The sequence below is a fragment of the Polymorphospora rubra genome, assembly GCF_018324255.1.
Taxonomy (GTDB): domain Bacteria; phylum Actinomycetota; class Actinomycetes; order Mycobacteriales; family Micromonosporaceae; genus Polymorphospora; species Polymorphospora rubra.
The window spans coordinates 7,601,396-7,619,148 of the sequence record NZ_AP023359.1 but is presented as its reverse complement, the minus strand read 5'-3'; the positions used below and the strand labels follow the sequence as shown (position 1 = coordinate 7,619,148).

The window sequence follows — 17,753 nt, the reverse complement described above, 5'->3', positions numbered from 1 at the left end:
GCGTGTCCCGGACCCGCACCGAACGCCTGGTCAACCTGGTCATCTGCCTGCTGTCGACGCGCCGGTTCCTGACGGCCGCCCAGATCGCCGCCACCGTGCCCGGATACGAGCACGACCCCGAGGACGCCCGCGACCACGAGGCGTTCCAGCGCAAGTTCGAACGGGACAAGGCCGAACTGCGTGACCTGGGCGTACCGCTGGAGACCGGCACCGCCAGCGCCTTCGACACCGAGCCCGGCTACCGGATCGCGCAACGCGAGTACGCGCTGCCGGAGATCCCGCTCGAACCCGACGAGGCCGCCGCCGTCGGCATCGCCGCCCGGCTGTGGCAGCACGCCGGCCTGGCCGCCGCGGCGTCGTCCGGGCTGGCGAAGCTGCGGGCCGCCGGCATCGACGTCGATCCGCAGGCCACCCTCGGCGTCGAGCCCGTCGTCACCGTCGACCCGACGTTCGCGCCGCTGACCGCCGCCGCCCGCGACCGACGTACGGTCACCTTCGACTACCGGATCCCGGAGAACGACGCGGCCAGCACCCGCAGGCTCCAGCCGTGGGGCGTGGTCTGCTGGCGTGGCCGGTGGTACGTGGTCGGCCACGACGTCGACCGCGACGCGACCCGCTGCTTCCGGCTGTCACGCATCGTCGGCGCGGTGAAGGCCACCGGTCGGCCGGGCGCGTTCACGCCGCCGACCGGGGTTGACCTGATCAGCCACGTGGCCCGCTGGTCCGGGCCGGTCGAGCGGACCGGTCGGGCGACCGTGCTGGCCCGCCCGGGCCGGGCCGCCGGGCTGCGCCGGTGGGCCGAGGAGACCACGCCCGGCCCGGCCGGCGACGTGCTCGTGCTGTCGTACGCCGATCCGGACCGGCTCGCCGGCGCGCTGGTCGGCTACGGTGCCGACGTACGGGTCCTGGAACCGCCCGAGGTACGCGAGGCCGTTGTGCAACGACTCAAGGAGATCGCCGCCCGGCACGAGGCGGCGACGGCGGGAGCGCTTCGATGACCACCTCCTCACCGGCCCGTTCCAGCGGGCCCCGGCCGTCGGCCGACCGGCTCGCCCGGCTGCTCAACCTGGTGCCCTACCTGCTGGCCCGCCCCGGCATCGAGGTCGCCGAGGCGGCCGCCGACCTCGGCGTCACCGAGCGGCAGCTGCGTGAGGACCTGGAACTGCTCTGGGTGTGCGGGCTGCCCGGCTACGGGCCCGGCGACCTGATCGACATGGCGTTCGACGGCGACCGGGTCACCATTACCTACGACGCCGGCATCGACCGGCCGCTGCGGCTCACCCCCGACGAGGCGCTGGCCCTGGTGGTGGCGTTGCGGATGCTCGCCGAGACGCCCGGGATGGCCAACCGCGACGCGATCGAGCGGGCCCTGGCGAAGATCGAGAACGCGGCCGGTGACCTCGGCGGTGCCCCGGTGGCCGTACGCATGCCCGGTGACGGCGACCGGGCCGACACGCTGCGCGGTGCGGTGGAGCGGGGCCGGGCGCTGCGGATCACCTATTACACGGCGACCCGTGACGAGACGTCGGAGCGGGTCGTCGACCCGATGCGGATGTTGATGGTCGGCGGCCGCGCCTATCTCGAGGCGTGGTGCCGGCGGGCCGAGGCCGTACGGCTGTTCCGGGCCGATCGCATCGACGCGTTGACCGAACTCGACGAACCGGCGGTGGCGCCGCCGCAGGCGCAGCCGCACGACCTCAGCGCCGGGGTGTTCCAGCCGACCCCGGAACTGCCGCTGGTGACCGTACGGGTCGGTCGGGCCGGCCGCTGGATCACCGAGTATTACCCGTGCGAGCAGGTCCGGCCCGGTGACGGCGACGAGTGGCTGGTGTCGTTGCGGGTCAGCGACCTGGGCTGGGCGCGCCGGTTCGTGCTCGGACTCGGGCCGGAGGCGACCGTGGTCAGCCCGCCGGAACTGGTCGAGCAGGTCCGTGACGTGGCCCAGTCTGCGTTGGACGCCTATTCCGTACCGGACACCGCCGCCGGGTTCGCGTCGGACGGCGCGCCGCGGGTCGTGCCGCGCCCGGCGACGGCGGCCGCGACCCACTAGGCTGACCGGCGTGGTGAAGTGGATCGTGCTCGGGGTGGTGCTGTTCGCGCTGCTCGTCCTGTTTCTCGCGGTACGTCCCCTGTTGCGCCGGCTGCCGGGGCTGCAGCGGGCGGCGCTGACGTTGCAGACCCGGCAGGCCGAGGTCGCGTCCCTGCAGGACACCGCGGTCGACCTGCAGGACCGGATCGAGAAACTTCAGGAGAAGCTCGAGGTCACCCAGCGACGGATGGCGGTCATCCAGGCCCGACGCGGCAGCTGACCGGCGCGGTCGGCGGCCCTCGCGGGCGGCCGGCCGACCGTTTGCGCACGTCGGGTCGGTCCGGCGCGCACGATTAAGCTCGTCGACGGGTTGACGCGGCCCGAGTCGTTGGTCGAAACTTCACCGACCAGGCAGAACCGTAATAGACCTGGCGGGTGGCGACTGCCGTCTACGGACGTACGATGGGGCTCGACCAGCCGAAGACCGACAGAACCAACTGGAGTTTCCATGGGCGCCCTCAAGCCGTGGCATATCGCTGTACTCGTGGTGGTGCTGATCCTGCTCTTCGGTGCCAAGCGACTTCCCGACGCGGCCCGTTCGCTCGGCCGGTCGCTGCGGATCATGAAGGCCGAGACGAAGCAGCTCGCCGACGACGACAAGGACCTCGCCGAGAAGGCCGACGCGCAGGCCGCCCGCCAGCCGCTGCCGCCGAACGCGGCCCAGCAGCCGCCGGTCGCGCAGCAGGGCCAGGTCGTGGACCCGGTGCAGCGGCACCGCGACACCATCTAGTCCGACCGCCGTGCGCCTAGCACTGCCTCGCCGTCGCCGCGGCCCGAGCAAGTTCGAGCAGGCCGCGGACGGCTCGATGACGCTCGTCGACCACGTCCGCGAGCTGCGGGACCGGCTGTTCCGCGCCTCGATCGCGATCCTGCTCGGCTTCATCGTCGGGTTCTGGCTCGCCGACCCGGTCTTCGACCTGCTCAAAGAGCCCTACTGCAACCTGCCGGGGATCACCAAGGCCGACGGCAGCTGCCCGATGACCCAGCTCGGTCCGGCCGACGGGTTCCTGCTCAAGCTGAAGATCGCGTTGTGGGTCGGCCTGATCGTCGCCGCCCCGGTGTGGCTCTACCAGCTCTGGGCGTTCATCGCGCCCGGTCTGCACAAGCACGAGCGTCGCTACGCGTACGCGTTCGCGGCGATCGCCGCGCCGCTGTTCGCCGCCGGCGCCGGGCTGGCGTACTTCGTCGTCGACAAGGGACTGGCGTTCCTGCTCGAGTCCGGCGTCACCGGGCTGGACACCCAGCTCGAGGTCACCCGCTACATCGCGTTCGTCACCAACATGATCCTGATCTTCGGGGTGGCGTTCGAGTTCCCGCTGCTGGTCCTGATGCTCAACTTCGTCGGGGTCGCCAGCGCGAAGCGGCTGCTGAGCTGGTGGCGGGTCGCGGTGTTCGTGTTCTTCCTGTTCTCCGCGATCGTCACGCCGACCCCCGACCCGTTCGGCATGACCGCCCTGGCGATCTGCCTGTGCGCGTTGTACTTCATGGCGGTCGGTGTCGCGTTCCTCAACGACAAGCGCAAGGGCCGTGGCAAGGAGGTCTACGCCGGGCTCGCCGACGACGAGGTGTCGCCGCTGTCCCACGACCCGGACCCGGTGGAGGCCGGTAGCCGGATCGAGACCGTCGCCCCGGTCGAGTCACCCAAGCCGATCCAGAGCCGCTACGACGACATGACCTGACGGGTCCGCCGCCGGGGGCGGGGCGGTACGGTGCTCGCCGTGACCGCTGACGATCTACCCTCCGGCGCCGGGCCCGCCGGTCCACCGTCCGCCGACCCCGACCGTCCGCTGGCGGTCCTGGTCAACCCGACGGCGGGACGGGCCCGGCACAGCGGGCGGCTGCCCGACGTACTCGACCGGTTGGCGACCGCCGGCCGGCCGCTGCGGCTGCTCGACGCCGCTACCCCCGAACAGGCCCTGGCCCGGTGCCGCGCCGCGGTCGCCGACGGCATCGCCGGGCTCGTCGCCGTCGGCGGCGACGGCACCGTCCACCAGGCGCTCCAGGCGGTCGCCGGCACCGGCGTGCCGTTCGGGCCGGTACCGGCCGGCACCGGCAACGACTTCGCCGCCGACACCGGCTTCCCGACCGACCCGCTCGCCGCGGCCGACACCATCGCCGCCGCCCTGCGCGACGGCCGGACCAGCCCGGTCGACCTGGCCAGGATGACGACCGCCGACAGCAACGTCCGCTGGTTCGGCGCGGTCCTCGCCGCCGGGTTCGACGCCGTCGTCAACGAGCGCGCCAACCGGATGCGCTGGCCGCGCGGCCCGCGCCGGTACGACATCGCCATCATGATCGAGCTGGCCCGGTTACGGCCCCGCCGCTACCGGCTCGTCCTCGACGGCACCGAGCGGTACGTCGACGCGGTCCTGGTGGCGGTCGGCAACTGTGCCAGCTACGGCGGCGGGATGCGGATGTGCCCGGCCGCCGACCCGACCGACGGGCTGCTCGACGTCGTCGTGGTCGGCCCGGTCAGCCGGACCACCCTGGTCCGGGTCAAACCCCGGCTCTACAGCGGCACCCACGTCACCCACCCGATGGTGCGTACCCACCGGGCGGCGACCGTCGAGCTGGCCGCCGACGGCATCGTCGGGTACGCCGACGGTGAGCGCGCCGGCCCGCTGCCGGTGACGGTGACCGCGGTCCCGGCCGCGGCCCGGCTGCTGCGGTGACCGCCCACCGCCCACCGCCCGCCGCCCGCCGGGCCGCCGGCGTCACCGTTCCCGGCCGCCGCGTTCGGCCCAGGCGTGCAGGGCGTCCCGGTCCCGTGCGCCGTCCAGGTTCAGGGCCGCCTCGATGAGAGCCAGGTGGGTGAACGCCTGCGGATAGTTGCCCAGGGCGGTGCCGTCGGCGGCGAGCTGTTCGGCGTACAGGCCGAGCGGACCGGCGTGTCCGACGAGCCGTTCGAAGATCTCCCGGGCGGCGTCGTGGCGGCGGGCCAGCACCAGCGCCGAGACGAGTTCGAAGCAGCAGAGCAGGAACGCGCCCTCCTCGCCGGGCAGTCCGTCGTCGGCGGTGTAGCGCCGGACCAGCCCCGGCCCGATGGCCAGCCGCTCCTGGATCCGGTCGATCGTGGACACCATCCGCGGGTCGTCGCCGGGCAGGAAGCCGACCAGCGGAACGCGCAGCAGTGAGGCGTCCAGTTCGGTCGAGCCGTACGCCAGCACGAAGGCGCCGACGTCGGAGTCGTAGCCGCGGTCGAGGACCTCGGTGTGTAGTTCGGCGGCCTCCCGCCGCCATGCCTCGACGGGAGCGGTCGCGTCGCCGAGCAGCCCGGCCAGCCGGATGCCGCGGTCCAGGCAGACCCAGGACATCACCTTGGAGTTGACGTAGTGCTGGCGCGGTGCCCGGATCTCCCAGACGCCGTGGTCGGGTTCCCGCCACCGTCGCGCGATCGTCTCCACGTGCCGGCGCAGCGAACCCCACTGGTCGGCGGCGAGTTCGCCGGTCAGCTCGTGGAAGGCCAGCGCCGCGTCCAGCACGTGGCCGTACGTGTCGAACTGCACCTGCTCGGCGGCGCCGTTGCCGGTGCGGACCGGCCGGGATCCGGCGTACCCGGCGAGGTGGGTGAGGATCCGTTCGTGGTCGCTGGCCGTCTCGCCGCCGATGCCGACCAGCGGGTGCAGCGTGCCGGCCGGCGCCTGGCAGACGTCGATCAGGAAACGCAGGTAGCGGCCACCCTCCTCGTGGTGGCCGAGCCGGAACAGGGCGAGCAGCAGCAGCGCGGCGTCGCGGTGCCAGGTGTAGCGGTAGTCCCAGTTGCGTACCCCGCCGATCTCCTCCGGCAGCGAGGTGGTCGGCGCGGCCAGCAGCGCCCCGGTCCGGTCGAACGACAGCCCGCGCAGCACCAGGGCGCTGTGCCGGACCAGGTCGGCGCCGTAGCCGGTGTAGTCGCCGCGGGCCGACCAGTTCCGCCAGGTGGCGGTGGTGTCGGCCAGCAGACCGGTGGCGGCCGGCGGGGCCGGCGGGTCGGCGTCGTAGCCGAGCAGCAGCGTCACCGTGTCACCGGCGGTCAGTTCCAGGTCGGCGTGAAGCGCGGTGCCGTCGGCCGCCAGCGGCAGGTCGGTGCGCAGCAGCAGCGGCGTGCCCTGCGCCCGCCAGTGGCCGTCGGGGCCGTCGGGGCGGTCCCAGCCGGTCGGGTGCGCGCCGTGGTCGGCCCGTACGTCGAGGCGGACCCGGAGCCGCACCGTACCGCTGTCCACCGTGATCCGGCGGACCAGCACCTGGCCGGCGCGGATCGGGTGGGCCGGGTCGCCGGCCGCGACGGCGAGGAAGTCGTGGCCGACGGCGGTGCCGCCGGCCGGGGCGTACCGGGTCTGCAGGACGAGGGTGTCCGGCAGGTAGCGGCGGGCGGGGGAGCCGTCGCCGTCGACCCGCAGCGCGAATGCGCCGCCGACCCGGCGGTCCAGCAGCCGGGCGAAGACGGCGTCGCCGTCGAACCGGGGCACGCAGAACCACTCGACGGCGCCGTCCGGCGCGACCAGGGCCGCGGTGTGGGTGTCGGAAAGGAAGGCGTACGAGTCGATGGGCGGGAATCCGTCGCTCACGTCGCCTCCGGACGCGCGGCGGCTCGTCGCCGCCCGCCGCCGGGTTCGCCGGCACGTCGGATCGCCGACCTGTCCCGCATCATCGTCCACCACCCTTCCCGATCTCCCGGTAAGGGCCTACCCCGGCCGGCAGCAGCGAAAACTCTCCGCCGGTGGGCGGGTCAGCGGTCGACGGCCGCCAGGTCGAGGACGGCGGCCAGCCCGTTCGCCCGGCCCGGATCGGCGGCCGGCAGCACCAGGACCGCGCAGCCGGCCCGCACCGCCCCGGCGTCGGCCGGCGTGTCGCCGACCATCAGCGCCCGCTCCGGGTCGACCCGCAGCATCCCGCACGCCCGGTGGAAGATCGCCGGATCGGGTTTGCAGCGGCCCACCTCGTACGACAGCACGAAGGCGTCGATCAGGTCGGCCAGTCCCCATGCCTCGAACAGCGGCCGGACGTCGAACCCGATGTTGCTCACCAGCGCCACCGGCACCCCGGCCGCCCGCAGCGCGTGCAGCGTCGCCGCGGTGTCGGCGTACAACTGCCAGCCCTCGGGGCGCAGCAGCCGGTCGTACAGCGCGTCGGCGAGCCCGTCCACCCCGGCGGCCACGGTGGCGGCCAGCCCGGTGTACGCGGCCCGGTGGGCGTGTTCGTAGAGGTCGCGGTCGGCCCACACCTCGGCCAGGTGCGGCGGCACCCGGTGCGGCAGCGGGCCGCCGGCCCGCCCGGCCGTCACCAGCCGGTCGGCGAGCACGGTCGCCCGGCCCCGGTCGAGGTCGACGCCGCACTGCTGCGCGCCGGCCCGTACCCAGGCCACCGGATCCTCGACCTGGGCGAGGGTTCCGTGGAAGTCGAACAGCACCGCCTCGATCGGGCGGCGCGGGGGTGTCGCCGGGGCGGCCGTCGCGGGTCCGCTGGCGCTGCGGGGACTGGGCGGTTGGGGATGGTCCGGCACGCCGTGCACCTTACCTACCCGGTCACACCGGGCGTGGTCGGCGGCCCACCGCGAGTGTCGGGGCCCGACGCACTAATCTTGGCGGTATGTCTAGCCCCGCCGAGCGGTACGCCGCGGCGCGCCGCCGGGCCGCGCAGGCCAGCGCATACCCCGCCCTGGAGGAATTCGTCCCGGAACTCGGCTTCGACCTGGACGAGTTCCAGCGCGAGGCGTGTGAGGCGCTGGAGCGTGGCAGCGGGGTGCTCGTGTGCGCGCCGACCGGCGCCGGCAAGACCGTCGTCGGCGAGTTCGCGGTGCACCTGGCGCTGCGCGCCGGCACCGGCCGGCCACCGGCCGCCGGTCCGGCCGCGCCCGTCGTACCGCCCTCGGCTGTCGGGAAGCTGACGGGCGGTGAGGCCGCCCCGGGCGCCGCCCCCGTCGGGCAGGGCCCGCCCGGGCAGCCGGTGCCGCGCAAGTGCTTCTACACCACGCCGATCAAGGCGCTGTCGAACCAGAAGTACCACGACCTGGTCGACCGGTACGGCGCCGAGCGGGTCGGCCTGCTGACCGGCGACAACGCGATCAACGGCGACGCGCCGGTGGTGGTGATGACCACCGAGGTGCTGCGCAACATGCTCTACGCCGGCTCCAGCACCCTCGAAGGGCTGGCGTACGTGGTCATGGACGAGGTGCACTACCTCGCCGACCGGTTCCGCGGCGCGGTCTGGGAAGAGGTGATCATCCACCTGCCGGACTCGGTGACCCTGGTGTCGCTGTCGGCCACCGTCTCCAACGCCGAGGAGTTCGCCGACTGGCTGGTCACCGTACGCGGCGAGACCGAGGTGGTGGTCAGCGAGCACCGACCGGTGCCGCTGTGGCAGCACATGCTGGTCGGGCGGCGGATGTTCGACCTGTTCCACGACGCCGACGCGGCCCGCAAACACGACGTGCACCCCGAACTGCTGCGCTACAGCCGCGAGCAGATGCGGCGGCTGGAGATGGGCGACGGCCGTACCCACGGGCCCGGCTGGGGGCGCTCCGGAGGGCGGGGACCGCGCTGGCGTGGCCCGCTGCGTTCCGAGGTCGTCGAACGGCTCGACCGTGAGGGTCTGCTCCCGGCGATCCTGTTCATCTTCAGCCGGGCCGGCTGCGACGCCGCCGTACAGCAGTGCCTGGCCGCCGGGCTGCGGCTGACCACGCCCGACGAGCGGGCCGAGATCCGCCAGGTCGTCGAGGAGCGGATCACCGCGATCCCGGGCGAGGACCTGTCGGTGCTCGGCTACTGGGAGTGGCTCGACGGGTTGGAGCGCGGCCTGGCCGCCCACCACGCCGGGATGCTGCCGGCGTTCAAGGAGGTCGTCGAGGAGCTCTTCGTCCGGGGCCTGGTCAAGGCGGTCTTCGCCACCGAGACCCTGGCGTTGGGCATCAACATGCCGGCCCGGTGCGTCGTCCTGGAACGACTGGTCAAGTTCAACGGCGAGGCGCACGTCGAGCTGACGCCGGGGGAGTACACCCAGCTCACCGGGCGGGCCGGCCGGCGCGGCATCGACATCGAGGGGCATGCCGTCGTCGTCTGGTCGCCGGAGGTCGACCCGCGGCACGTGGCGGGGCTGGCGTCGACGCGTACGTATCCGTTGCGGTCCAGCTTCCGGCCGTCGTACAACATGGCGGTGAACCTGGTCGGCTCGGTGGGTGCCGCGCCGGCCCGGGCGCTGCTGGAGTCGTCGTTCGCGCAGTTCCAGGCGGACCGTTCGGTGGTCGGCCTGGCCCGGCAGGTGCAGCGCAACGTCGAGACCATGGACGCGTACGGCGTCGAGGTCCAGTGCGAGCACGGCGACTTCGACGAGTACTTCGCGCTGCGGATGGCGATCGGGGAGCGGGAACGGGCGCTGGCCCGGCAGGGGCAGAACCAGCGCAAGGCGGCGGCCGTCGCGTCCCTGGAGCGGCTGCGGGTCGGCGACGTGATCCGGATCCCGTCCGGGCGCCGCGCCGGGCTCGCCGTCGTACTCGAACCCGGGACCGGCGGGTTCGGTGAACCCCGGCCGCTGGTGCTGACCCAGGACCGGTGGGCCGGCCGGGTGACCGTCGGCGACTTCACCGCACCGGCGGAGGTGCTGGCCCGGGTCCGGGTGCCCAAGCACTTCAACCACCGTTCGCCGGCCGCCCGCCGGGACCTGGCGGCGGCGGTCAGCGGCACCGGGCTGGACCGGCACGCCGGCCGGCGGGGCGGTCGGTCCCGGGCCAGCGGCGAGGACCACCAGCTCACCCAGTTGCGCGCGCAGCTGCGGCGGCATCCGTGCCACGCCTGCGAGGAGCGCGAGGAGCATGCCCGCTGGGCGGAACGCCGGCGTCGGCTGCAGGGCGACACCGACGAGCTGCGGCAGCGGGTCGCCGGCCGGACCGGCTCGTTGGCGCGTACGTTCGACCGGGTGGTCGGCATGCTGACCGCGCGCGGCTACCTGACCCCCGAGGGGGAGATGACCGACGCCGGGCGGATGCTGGCCCGGATCTGGACCGAGGCCGATCTGCTGGTGGCCGAGTGCCTGCGCCGTGGGGTGTGGGAGGACCTCGACCCGGCCGAGCTGGCCGCGGCGGTGTCCGTCGTGGTGTACGAGGCCCGTCGGGACTTCGACGAGCGGGCCGCGCTGCCCCGGGGTGCGGTCACTGACGCCGTCGACGCGACGCTGAAGATGTGGGCCGAACTGGAGGCCGACGAGGTCGCCCGCGGCCTGGAGGCGACCCGCGACCCGGATCTGGGGTTCGCCTGGCCGATCTACCGGTGGGCGCGCGGCGAGGCGCTGGCGAAGGTGCTGGCCAGCGGCAATCTGGAGGGCGAGATGCCGGCCGGCGACTTCGTCCGGTGGGCGCGGCAGGTCGTCGATCTGCTGGGCCAGCTCTCGACGGCCGGCGGCGCCTCGGCCCGGGTCCGTTCCACCGCCAGGCAGGCCATCACCGCGATCAACCGAGGCATCCTCGGCTATCTGCCGACCGGCTGATTCAGCCGCGGATTACGTAGCGTGACCGCTTCGGCCTCGGCCGGGGCGGCATGCCGGCCTGGCCGTCCGGGGTGAAAACCGCCCTGTCGTCTCATTGTGAGCACCGCTCGTATTCCGGATTATCCCTTCGTGAACTGCGGATAGTCCTGTCCGTGGGACCGAGGGGGCCAGTGGTGGGGGAGATAGATCATTTCGGCTACGGGTGGGTGACACCCGTACTCAGCTATGCACTTTCAGTGATGGGGGCGATGCTCGGACTGGTCTGCACGGTCCGGCTGCGCGACGCGTCGACGACCGGTCGGCGGGTCTGGTGGCTGGTCCTGGCAGCCTGGGGAATCGGCGGTACGTCGATCTGGACCATGCACTTCATGGCGATGCTGGGCTTCCGGGTCTCCGGCACCCAGATCCGCTACGACCTGGGGCTGACCGTGGCGAGCGCCGTCCTGGCCATCGTCTTCGTCGCGATCGGCCTGTTCATCGTCGGGCTCGGCCGCCCGTCGATCGTCAAGATCCTCATCGGTGGGGTGCTGACCGGCCTGGGGGTGGCCGCGATGCACTACACCGGGATGGCGGCGATGCGGCTCAACGGCCGCATCGACTACGACCCCGTCCTGGTCGGCGTGTCGGTCGGGATCGCGATCGCGGCGGCCACGGTGGCGCTGTGGATGGCGGTCGGCGTCCGCCGGCCGGTGACGATCGTGCTGTCCGCGCTGGTCATGGGGCTCGCGGTGAACGGGATGCACTTCACCGGCATGTTCTCCATGTCGGCACACCTGCACAGCACGCCCAGCCGCCTGGAGGGCGTCACCGGTGCGACGTTGATCGTGCCGATCGTCCTCGCCGTGATCGTGGTGGCCTTCGCTCTGGCGTACGCGCTGGTCGCCGCGTCGACCGACGAGGACCGGGCCGGCCTGGCCTTCCTCGAGGCGCAGGTCGCCGACCGCAACGTCGCACCGGCACCGGTGAACACCGGCCCGCGGGTCACCGACGCCGGCCGGTTCAACCGTCCGCGCTGACCCCGGTGGCCGGCGCCGACCCCCCGGTGCCGGCCACCCGGGGCGGCGCGGACCCACCGGTCGCCACCGGGCCGACCGGCCGCCGACCCGAGGCCGGTGAGCGGCCCGGCGGCGGCCGGTGCCGTCCGTTGACGGGCGTCGTCGGGGCCGGTCAGCGCTCCGCGATCGCGTCGACCAGCCGCCGGCACGGGCCGGCGAGGTTCCACCGCTGCGCGGTGGCCAGCAACCGGTCCGGATCCACCGGCCCGCGTGGCAGGTCGGTGACCAGGTCCGGCAGCGGCACGTCGAGGGCCACCCGGACCACCTTCGGCGCCACCGCCAGGTAGTCGCGGGCGGCGACCAGCTTGGCACGCAGCCCGGGCGCGAAACCCGACGCCGGGTCGTCCAGCGCGGCGAGGATGCCGTCCAGCCCGCCGTACCGCTCCACGAGGCGGGCGGCCGTCTTCTCGCCGACGCCGGGCACCCCGGGCAGGCCGTCGCTCGGGTCGCCGCGCAGCGCGGCGAAGTCGGCGTACCCGGCCGCCGGCACGCCGTACTTGGCGCGTACGGCCGCGTCGTCGAGATCCTCCAGCTTCGCCACGCCCCGGCCGCAGTAGAGCACCCGCACGCCCCGGGTGTCGTCGACGAGCTGGATCAGGTCGCGGTCGCCGGAGACCACCTCGACCGGCGCCGGCTGGCCGGTGGCGAGCGTGCCCAGCACGTCGTCGGCCTCGTAGCCGTCCGCGCCCACGGCCGGGATGCCGACCGCCGACAGGATGTCGAGGATCAGCGGCACCTGGGGGACCAGGGTGTCCGGAACCACCTCGCCGCCGGCCGGCGCCACCCGGTGCTCCTTGTACGTCGGCAGCAGCGCCACCCGCCACGCCGGCCGCCAGTCGTGGTCGAGCGCGCACACCACCCGGTCCGGCCGCCGGGTGCGGATCAGCGTCGCCAGCATGTCCAGGAAGCCCCGTACGGCGTTGACCGGGGTGCCGTCGGCGGCCTTCGCGGCGGACTCGGGGATGCCGAAGTAGGCGCGGAAGTACAGGCTCGGCGAGTCGACCAGCAGCAGGGGGCGTCTGTCGTTCACCCGGACAGCCTGGCACAGCCGACCCGGCCGGCCCCGCCCCGACCCACCGCCCGGCGCGGACGTCACCATGCCGGAACGTGACGTATCTCCCTGTCCGCCCGAACGAACGTTAAGCTTGCGGGACGTCGGCGCCGTTCACATCCCGGACGGTGCCGGAAGCCCGACACCCCACGGAGCAGGCGCGCCATGACAGTCGACCGGATACTGCCCACCCCCGAGGCGTACGACCTGATCGACCTCGCCACCGAACTCGCCGACCGGGAACTCGCCGGCCGTGCCGACGACTTCGAGAACCGCGGCGAGTTCCCCCGCGAGGTCCTGCGCACCCTCGGCCGCTCCGGGCTGCTCGGCCTGCCCTACCCCGAGGAGTACGGCGGTGCCGGCCAGCCGTACGAGGTCTACCTCCAGGTCCTCGAGGTGCTCGCCAGCCGCTGGGTGACCGTCGCCGAGGCGATCAGCGTACACACGCTGTCCTGCTACCCGGTCGCCGCGTACGGCAGCGAGGAACTGCGCAAGGCCCTGCTGCCCGACATGCTCGGCGGGGAACTGCTCGGCGCCTACTGCCTGTCCGAGCCGCAGGGCGGCTCCGACGCCGCCGCACTGACCACCCGCGCCGTCCGCGACGGCGAGGACTGGGTGGTCGACGGCACCAAGGCGTGGATCACCCACGCCCACTCCGCCGACTTCTACAACATCTTCTGCCGCACCGGCGGCCCCGGCGCGTCCGGCATCTCCTGCCTGCTCGCCGACCGGGGCACCGCCGGCATCGAGCCGCTGGCCGCGGAGCGGACGATGGGCATGCGCGGCTCGCCGGTCGCCCAGATCGCGTTCGACGGCGTACGGGTGCCCGGCGACCGGCTCGTCGGCGCCGAGGGCGGCGGCTTCACCATCGCGATGACCGCACTCGACTCCGGACGGCTCGGCATCGCCGCCTGCGCCGTCGGGCTGGCCCAGTCGGCGCTCGACTTCGCCACCTCGTACGCGAAGGAACGGACCCAGTTCGGCAAGCCGATCATCGACTTCCAGGGGCTCGGCTTCATGCTCGCCGACATGGCCACCCAGGTGTCGGCGGCCCGCGCGCTGACCCTGGCGGCCGCCCGGCTGCGCGACGCCGGCCGGCCGTACTCGATCGAGGCGGCCAAGGCCAAGTTGTTCGCCACCGACATGGCGATGCGGGTCACCACCGACGCCGTCCAGGTCCTCGGCGGCTACGGCTACGTCGCCGACTACCCGGTCGAGCGCTACATGCGCGAGGCGAAGGTGCTGCAGATCGTCGAGGGCACCAACCAGATCCAGCGGGTCGTCATCTCCCGCGCCCTCGCCCGGTCCTGACCGGCCGGCGCGGCGGCGGGGGCACGCTGCGGTGCTTCGGCCGCCGCCGCGTTCCACCGGCATGCCCCGGGCCGGGTGCCATGACGTCGGGTGATAAGCGTGCTTGTCATATAGTCAAGCTAGCTGTACTTTCTCGGGTATGGCGAGTCTGAGTGTGCGTGAGCGGGTCGCGGTGGTCGCCGGGACGGTGATGTTCTTCGCGGGCGCGGTGGTGGCGGGCGTGTTGCATGCGCTCGACGCGCTGCCGCCGTGGGCGGGATGGGCGCTGGTGGGCGCCGCGAACCTTGGTCTGGTGCTGCTGGTCGCGGCGACGGTGAAGGCGCTGCTGCGTGGTGACACCGAGGGCGTGGAACGTCAGGATGCTACGCGGGCGTCGATGGTCACGGTGCTGGTGATCGTGGTCGCAGGGTTCGGGTATGCGCTGTTGGAGGCGTTCGTCGGGGCTCCACGGGTGACAGCCGCAGTGCCGGCTGCGGCTGCCGCTCTGGTGTGGACCATCGCGTTCGCGTGGGGCCGGCTGGCCGGTGGGGACGAGTGATCAGGAACCGGCTTCCGGTGTTGCGCGCGGAGCGCCGCTGGAGTCAGGCCGAGCTGGCGGACCGGATCAACGTGTCGCGTCAGACGGTCGTATCACTGGAGAACGGCCGGTACGAGCCCACGTTGAAGATCGCGATGCGCTTGTCGGCGGTGTTCGGCGTTCCCATCGAGGCGATTTTCACCCCTGACCCACAGGACCTCGGGCTCGTCCGGGTCGAGTAGCGAGGTTCGCGCGGCGCGGTGACCCCCGGCCCTGCGGTGACCGGGCCGGGCACGGCAGACGCGGCGGGGTCAGCCGGCGTCGCGGGGCGCCGGCACCCCCGCCGTACCGGCCGGACGCAGCGCGGCGCCGGTCGCCGGGTCGTAGAAGTGCATCCGGTTCGGGTCGACGGCCAGCCAGACGGTGTCGCCGGCGCCGACCCGCTGCGTCGGCGGGGTCTGCACCTTCACCGGCCGGCCGGCGAGGTCGACGGTCAGCAGGATCGCCGACCCGGTCGGCTCGACGACCTCCACCCGGGCCGCCACCCGGTCCGGCGCCTCGCCGTCGGCGACCTCGACGTTCTCGGCGCGTACGCCGACGGTCACCGTGCCGCCGGCGTGCCCGCCCAGCGTGTCCGGGGCCGGCAGCCGCTGGTCGCCGAGCACGAGTTCGACCCGGTCGCCGGTCCGGTCGACGTGGGCCGGCAGGAAGTTCATCGGTGGCGCGCCGAGGAAGCCGCCGACGAACTCGTCGGCGGGCGCGTCGTAGACGTCCAGCGGCGGACCGATCTGCGCGATCCGGCCGTCGCGCATGACCGCGACCCGGTCGCCGAGCGACAGCGCCTCGGCCTGGTCGTGGGTGACGTAGACGGTGGTGGTGCCGAGCTTGGCGACGATCCGCTTCAGTTCGGTGCGGAACTGCATCCGCAGCAGGGCGTCCAGGTTGGACAGCGGCTCGTCCATCAGCAGCACGCCGGTGTCGACGACGATGGCCCGGGCGACCGCGACCCGCTGCCGTTGCCCGCCGGACAGCTGCGCCGGGTAGCGGTCGAGGTAGTCGGTCAGGTGCAGCATCTCGGCGGCCTCGGCGACCCGCCGCTCGATCTCGGCCTTCGGGGTCTTGCGCATCGTCAGGCCGAAGGCGATGTTCTGTCGGACCCGCATGTGCGGGAAGATCGCGTACGACTGGAAGACCATCGACAGGTCGCGCTGCCGGGCGGGCAGGTCGGTGACGTCGCGGCCGCCGATGTGGACCGAGCCGACGTCCGGGCTCTCCAGGCCGGCGATCATGCGCAGCAGGGTGGTCTTGCCGCAGCCGCTGGGGCCGACCAGCACCAGGAACTCGCCGTCGTCGACGTGCAGGCTGATGTCGTCGGTCGCCCGGTTCTTCGTACCCGGGTAGGTCTTGACCAGGTTGGTCATCACGATCTCGGCCAACGCTCGTCCTCTCTGGCCTCGGCGGGGCACCCCCGCGCACCGGTCACCGGATGGTGGTGCCCCACATGTTGAGCAGGTAGCGCCGCATGAAGGCGATGAAGACCAGCGCCGGTACGACGAGCGCGAACCCGCCCGCGAACCGGTACGCCAGCGGCGAGTCGGACAGGGTGGACAGCACCTGGGCCGGCAGGGTCCGTCGGTTGAAGGTGAGGATCGCCGCGCCCAGCACCTCGTTCCAGCTGGTGACGAAGGTGAAGATGGCGGCGGCGGCGATGCCGGGCAGCGCCTGGGGGAGGACCACCCGGGTGAAGGCCCGGGCCGGCGTGGCGCCGAAGACCATCGCCGCCTCCTCGTGTTCGGCCGGTACGGCCACGAAGATCGCCGAGGTGATCAGCACGGTGGTGGGCAGGGCCAGGGCGGTGTGCAGCAGGGCGACCGCGTACGTCGTGTCGTACAGGCCGGTGCCGAGGAAGACCCGGGCCAGCGGCACCGACAGCACCACGATCGGCAGGGCCCGGGTCATCAGCAGGAACAGCTGGTACGGCTCCCGGCCGCGGAACGCGTAGCGGGCGACGGCGTAGCCGGCGGGAACGCCGAGCGCCAGGGACAGGACGAGGCTGAGCAGGCCGACCTCGATCGAGTTGACGAATGCCCCGGTGACCCCGGTGGAGGTCAGGAAGACCCGCATCGTCTCGAACGACGGGTCGGTGGGCAGCAGCGCGAGCGGGAACTCGTTGAGGGCCTCGCGGCTGGACAGGGCGGCCAGCGCCACCAGGTAGATCGGCACGCCCATGAACAGGGTGATGGCGATGCACGCGGTCTGCACCAGCACCGTACGCCGTCGGGCCCGCCGCCGTCGGGCCGCGGCCGTCGTCGCCGTGGCCGTCTTCGCCTCGCCCCGGGGGGCGGGAGCCGGGGTGGCCGTGGTCGCGGGGCCGGTCATCGTCGCCCCTGGATGCTCGGGTCGCGCAGCACACGCAGGTAGACCATCGCGGTGCCGATCGACACGGCGAGGATGACCAGCGCGATCGCCGCGGCGACGCGTTCGTTCTGGAGCCCGACGTACCACTGGTAGGTCTCGCCGACCAGCAGCGGGAAGTTGCGCCCGGTGAGGGCCTGGGCGACGGCGAACGTCTGCAGGCCGAGAATGGTCCGCAGGATCAGCGCGACCTGGAGACTGGGCCGCAGCTGGGGCAGGATGACGTGCCGCAGCCGCTGCCAGTAGCCGGCACCGAACACGGCGGCGGCCTCGTCGTAGTCGCGCGGGATGTTCTGCAACCCGGCGACGACGATGACCAGCACCAGCGAGGTCGCCCGCCACAGTTCGGCGAGCAGGACCGCGATGAACATCGTGGTCGGGTTCTGGTAGGACAGCCAGGCGAAGCCGTCGCCGAGGCCGAGGTGGGCCAGCACCGAGTTGAGGTAGCCCCGGTCGGTGAGGATCGACAGCCAGATCAGGCCGGCGGCCAGGTCGCTGACCGCCAGCGGTACGCACCAGACGTAGAAGTAGAACGACGACAGGCGGGGCCGGCTGCGCAGCAGCAGCGCCATGGCCAGCGCGAACGCGAACTGCAACGGGATCAGCACGACGATGAGCAGGGCGGTGTTGCGGACCGCCGGCCAGAAGTACGGGTCGTCGAGCATCCGGCGCAGGTGGGCGAGGGTGACGCCGTCGGTGCCGGTGAACGCCTGGCTGACACCGACGATCACCGGCCACAGGAACAGCGCGGCCAGGAAGACCACCGACGGGGCGATGAGCAGCACCGGCACCGGCACCGGTACCTGGGGCCGCTGCCGGCGCCCGGCCGGCCGGGCCGGGTGGTCCGGCCCGGCGGGT

At 73.2% G+C, this 17,753-nt stretch carries 17 protein-coding genes; 11 read left to right on the top strand and 6 right to left on the bottom strand.

All coding sequences use genetic code 11. The annotated features are described in order from the left end of the window. Positions 1-2 precede the first annotated feature (2 nt). The 6 genes from Prubr_RS33415 (at position 3) to Prubr_RS33390 (ending at position 4,761) form a co-directional block, all read left to right on the top strand. Positions 3-998: a helix-turn-helix transcriptional regulator gene (locus tag Prubr_RS33415; RefSeq protein ID WP_212819319.1), complete on the top strand. Its 996-nt coding sequence runs from the start codon at positions 3-5 to the stop codon at positions 996-998. Then, positions 995-2,050, top strand: coding sequence for a helix-turn-helix transcriptional regulator (locus Prubr_RS33410; RefSeq protein ID WP_212819317.1), 1,056 nt, complete (start codon positions 995-997; stop codon positions 2,048-2,050). Before Prubr_RS33415 ends, Prubr_RS33410 begins: the two co-directional genes overlap by 4 nt. Positions 2,051-2,060: 10 nt before the next feature. Beyond that, positions 2,061-2,309, top strand: a complete 249-nt coding sequence (locus Prubr_RS33405) for a hypothetical protein (protein WP_212819315.1) — start codon at positions 2,061-2,063, stop codon at positions 2,307-2,309. A 228-nt stretch (positions 2,310-2,537) separates the two neighbouring features. Then, entirely contained in the window at positions 2,538-2,819 is a 282-nt protein-coding gene (tatA, locus tag Prubr_RS33400) for a Sec-independent protein translocase subunit TatA (protein ID WP_212819313.1), read from the top strand. A gap of 76 nt (positions 2,820-2,895) precedes the next feature. Next, complete coding sequence (tatC, locus tag Prubr_RS33395; protein ID WP_212819311.1) at positions 2,896-3,768, top strand: twin-arginine translocase subunit TatC; 873 nt, start codon at positions 2,896-2,898, stop codon at positions 3,766-3,768. A 39-nt stretch (positions 3,769-3,807) separates the two neighbouring features. After that, positions 3,808-4,761: a diacylglycerol kinase gene (locus Prubr_RS33390; protein WP_425517963.1), complete on the top strand. Its 954-nt coding sequence runs from the start codon at positions 3,808-3,810 to the stop codon at positions 4,759-4,761. A gap of 42 nt (positions 4,762-4,803) precedes the next feature. Here Prubr_RS33390 and Prubr_RS33385 read toward each other — a convergent pair whose 3' ends face one another. Together Prubr_RS33385 and Prubr_RS33380 are read right to left on the bottom strand one after the other, a co-directional pair. Next, entirely contained in the window at positions 4,804-6,636 is a 1,833-nt protein-coding gene (locus Prubr_RS33385) for a glycoside hydrolase family 15 protein (protein WP_212819307.1), read from the bottom strand. 161 nt (positions 6,637-6,797) lie between these two features. Further along, positions 6,798-7,487 carry an HAD family hydrolase gene (locus tag Prubr_RS33380; RefSeq protein WP_212828832.1) on the bottom strand — a complete coding sequence of 230 codons (690 nt, stop codon included), beginning with the start codon at positions 7,485-7,487 and terminating at the stop codon, positions 6,798-6,800. A 170-nt stretch (positions 7,488-7,657) separates the two neighbouring features. On the opposite strand from Prubr_RS33380, the gene Prubr_RS33375 reads away from it, so the two are divergent. Together Prubr_RS33375 and Prubr_RS33370 are read left to right on the top strand one after the other, a co-directional pair. After that, entirely contained in the window at positions 7,658-10,546 is a 2,889-nt protein-coding gene (locus tag Prubr_RS33375) for a DEAD/DEAH box helicase (protein ID WP_212819305.1), read from the top strand. Between the two features lie 239 nt (positions 10,547-10,785). Then, positions 10,786-11,562 carry an MHYT domain-containing protein gene (locus Prubr_RS33370; RefSeq protein WP_246568000.1) on the top strand — a complete coding sequence of 259 codons (777 nt, stop codon included), beginning with the start codon at positions 10,786-10,788 and terminating at the stop codon, positions 11,560-11,562. Between the two features lie 151 nt (positions 11,563-11,713). Here Prubr_RS33370 and Prubr_RS33365 read toward each other — a convergent pair whose 3' ends face one another. Next, a complete protein-coding gene (locus tag Prubr_RS33365; protein WP_246567998.1) occupies positions 11,714-12,631 on the bottom strand; it encodes a 5'-3' exonuclease in 918 nt (305 codons plus the stop codon). Between the two features lie 186 nt (positions 12,632-12,817). On the opposite strand from Prubr_RS33365, the gene Prubr_RS33360 reads away from it, so the two are divergent. The 3 genes from Prubr_RS33360 (at position 12,818) to Prubr_RS33350 (ending at position 14,722) form a co-directional block, all read left to right on the top strand. After that, on the top strand, positions 12,818-13,963 hold the full coding sequence (locus Prubr_RS33360; protein WP_212819299.1) for an acyl-CoA dehydrogenase family protein: 1,146 nt from the start codon (positions 12,818-12,820) through the stop codon (positions 13,961-13,963). Between the two features lie 139 nt (positions 13,964-14,102). Then, positions 14,103-14,501, top strand: a complete 399-nt coding sequence (locus Prubr_RS33355) for a hypothetical protein (RefSeq protein WP_212819297.1) — start codon at positions 14,103-14,105, stop codon at positions 14,499-14,501. After that, positions 14,498-14,722 carry a helix-turn-helix transcriptional regulator gene (locus tag Prubr_RS33350; RefSeq protein WP_246567996.1) on the top strand — a complete coding sequence of 75 codons (225 nt, stop codon included), beginning with the start codon at positions 14,498-14,500 and terminating at the stop codon, positions 14,720-14,722. The genes Prubr_RS33355 and Prubr_RS33350 overlap by 4 nt, the downstream gene beginning before the upstream one ends. Positions 14,723-14,791: 69 nt before the next feature. Here the strand turns inward: Prubr_RS33350 and Prubr_RS33345 are convergent, their stop codons facing one another. The 3 genes from Prubr_RS33345 to Prubr_RS33335 are packed head-to-tail and all read right to left on the bottom strand — an operon-like array spanning position 14,792 to position 17,686. Further along, entirely contained in the window at positions 14,792-15,916 is a 1,125-nt protein-coding gene (locus Prubr_RS33345) for an ABC transporter ATP-binding protein (protein ID WP_212819295.1), read from the bottom strand. A gap of 43 nt (positions 15,917-15,959) precedes the next feature. Next, positions 15,960-16,859 (bottom strand): carbohydrate ABC transporter permease, encoded by a 900-nt coding sequence (locus Prubr_RS33340; protein ID WP_212819293.1) that lies wholly within the window; start codon positions 16,857-16,859, stop codon positions 15,960-15,962. After that, entirely contained in the window at positions 16,856-17,686 is an 831-nt protein-coding gene (locus Prubr_RS33335) for a carbohydrate ABC transporter permease (protein ID WP_246567994.1), read from the bottom strand. Before Prubr_RS33335 ends, Prubr_RS33340 begins: the two co-directional genes overlap by 4 nt. Positions 17,687-17,753: the final 67 nt, after the last annotated feature.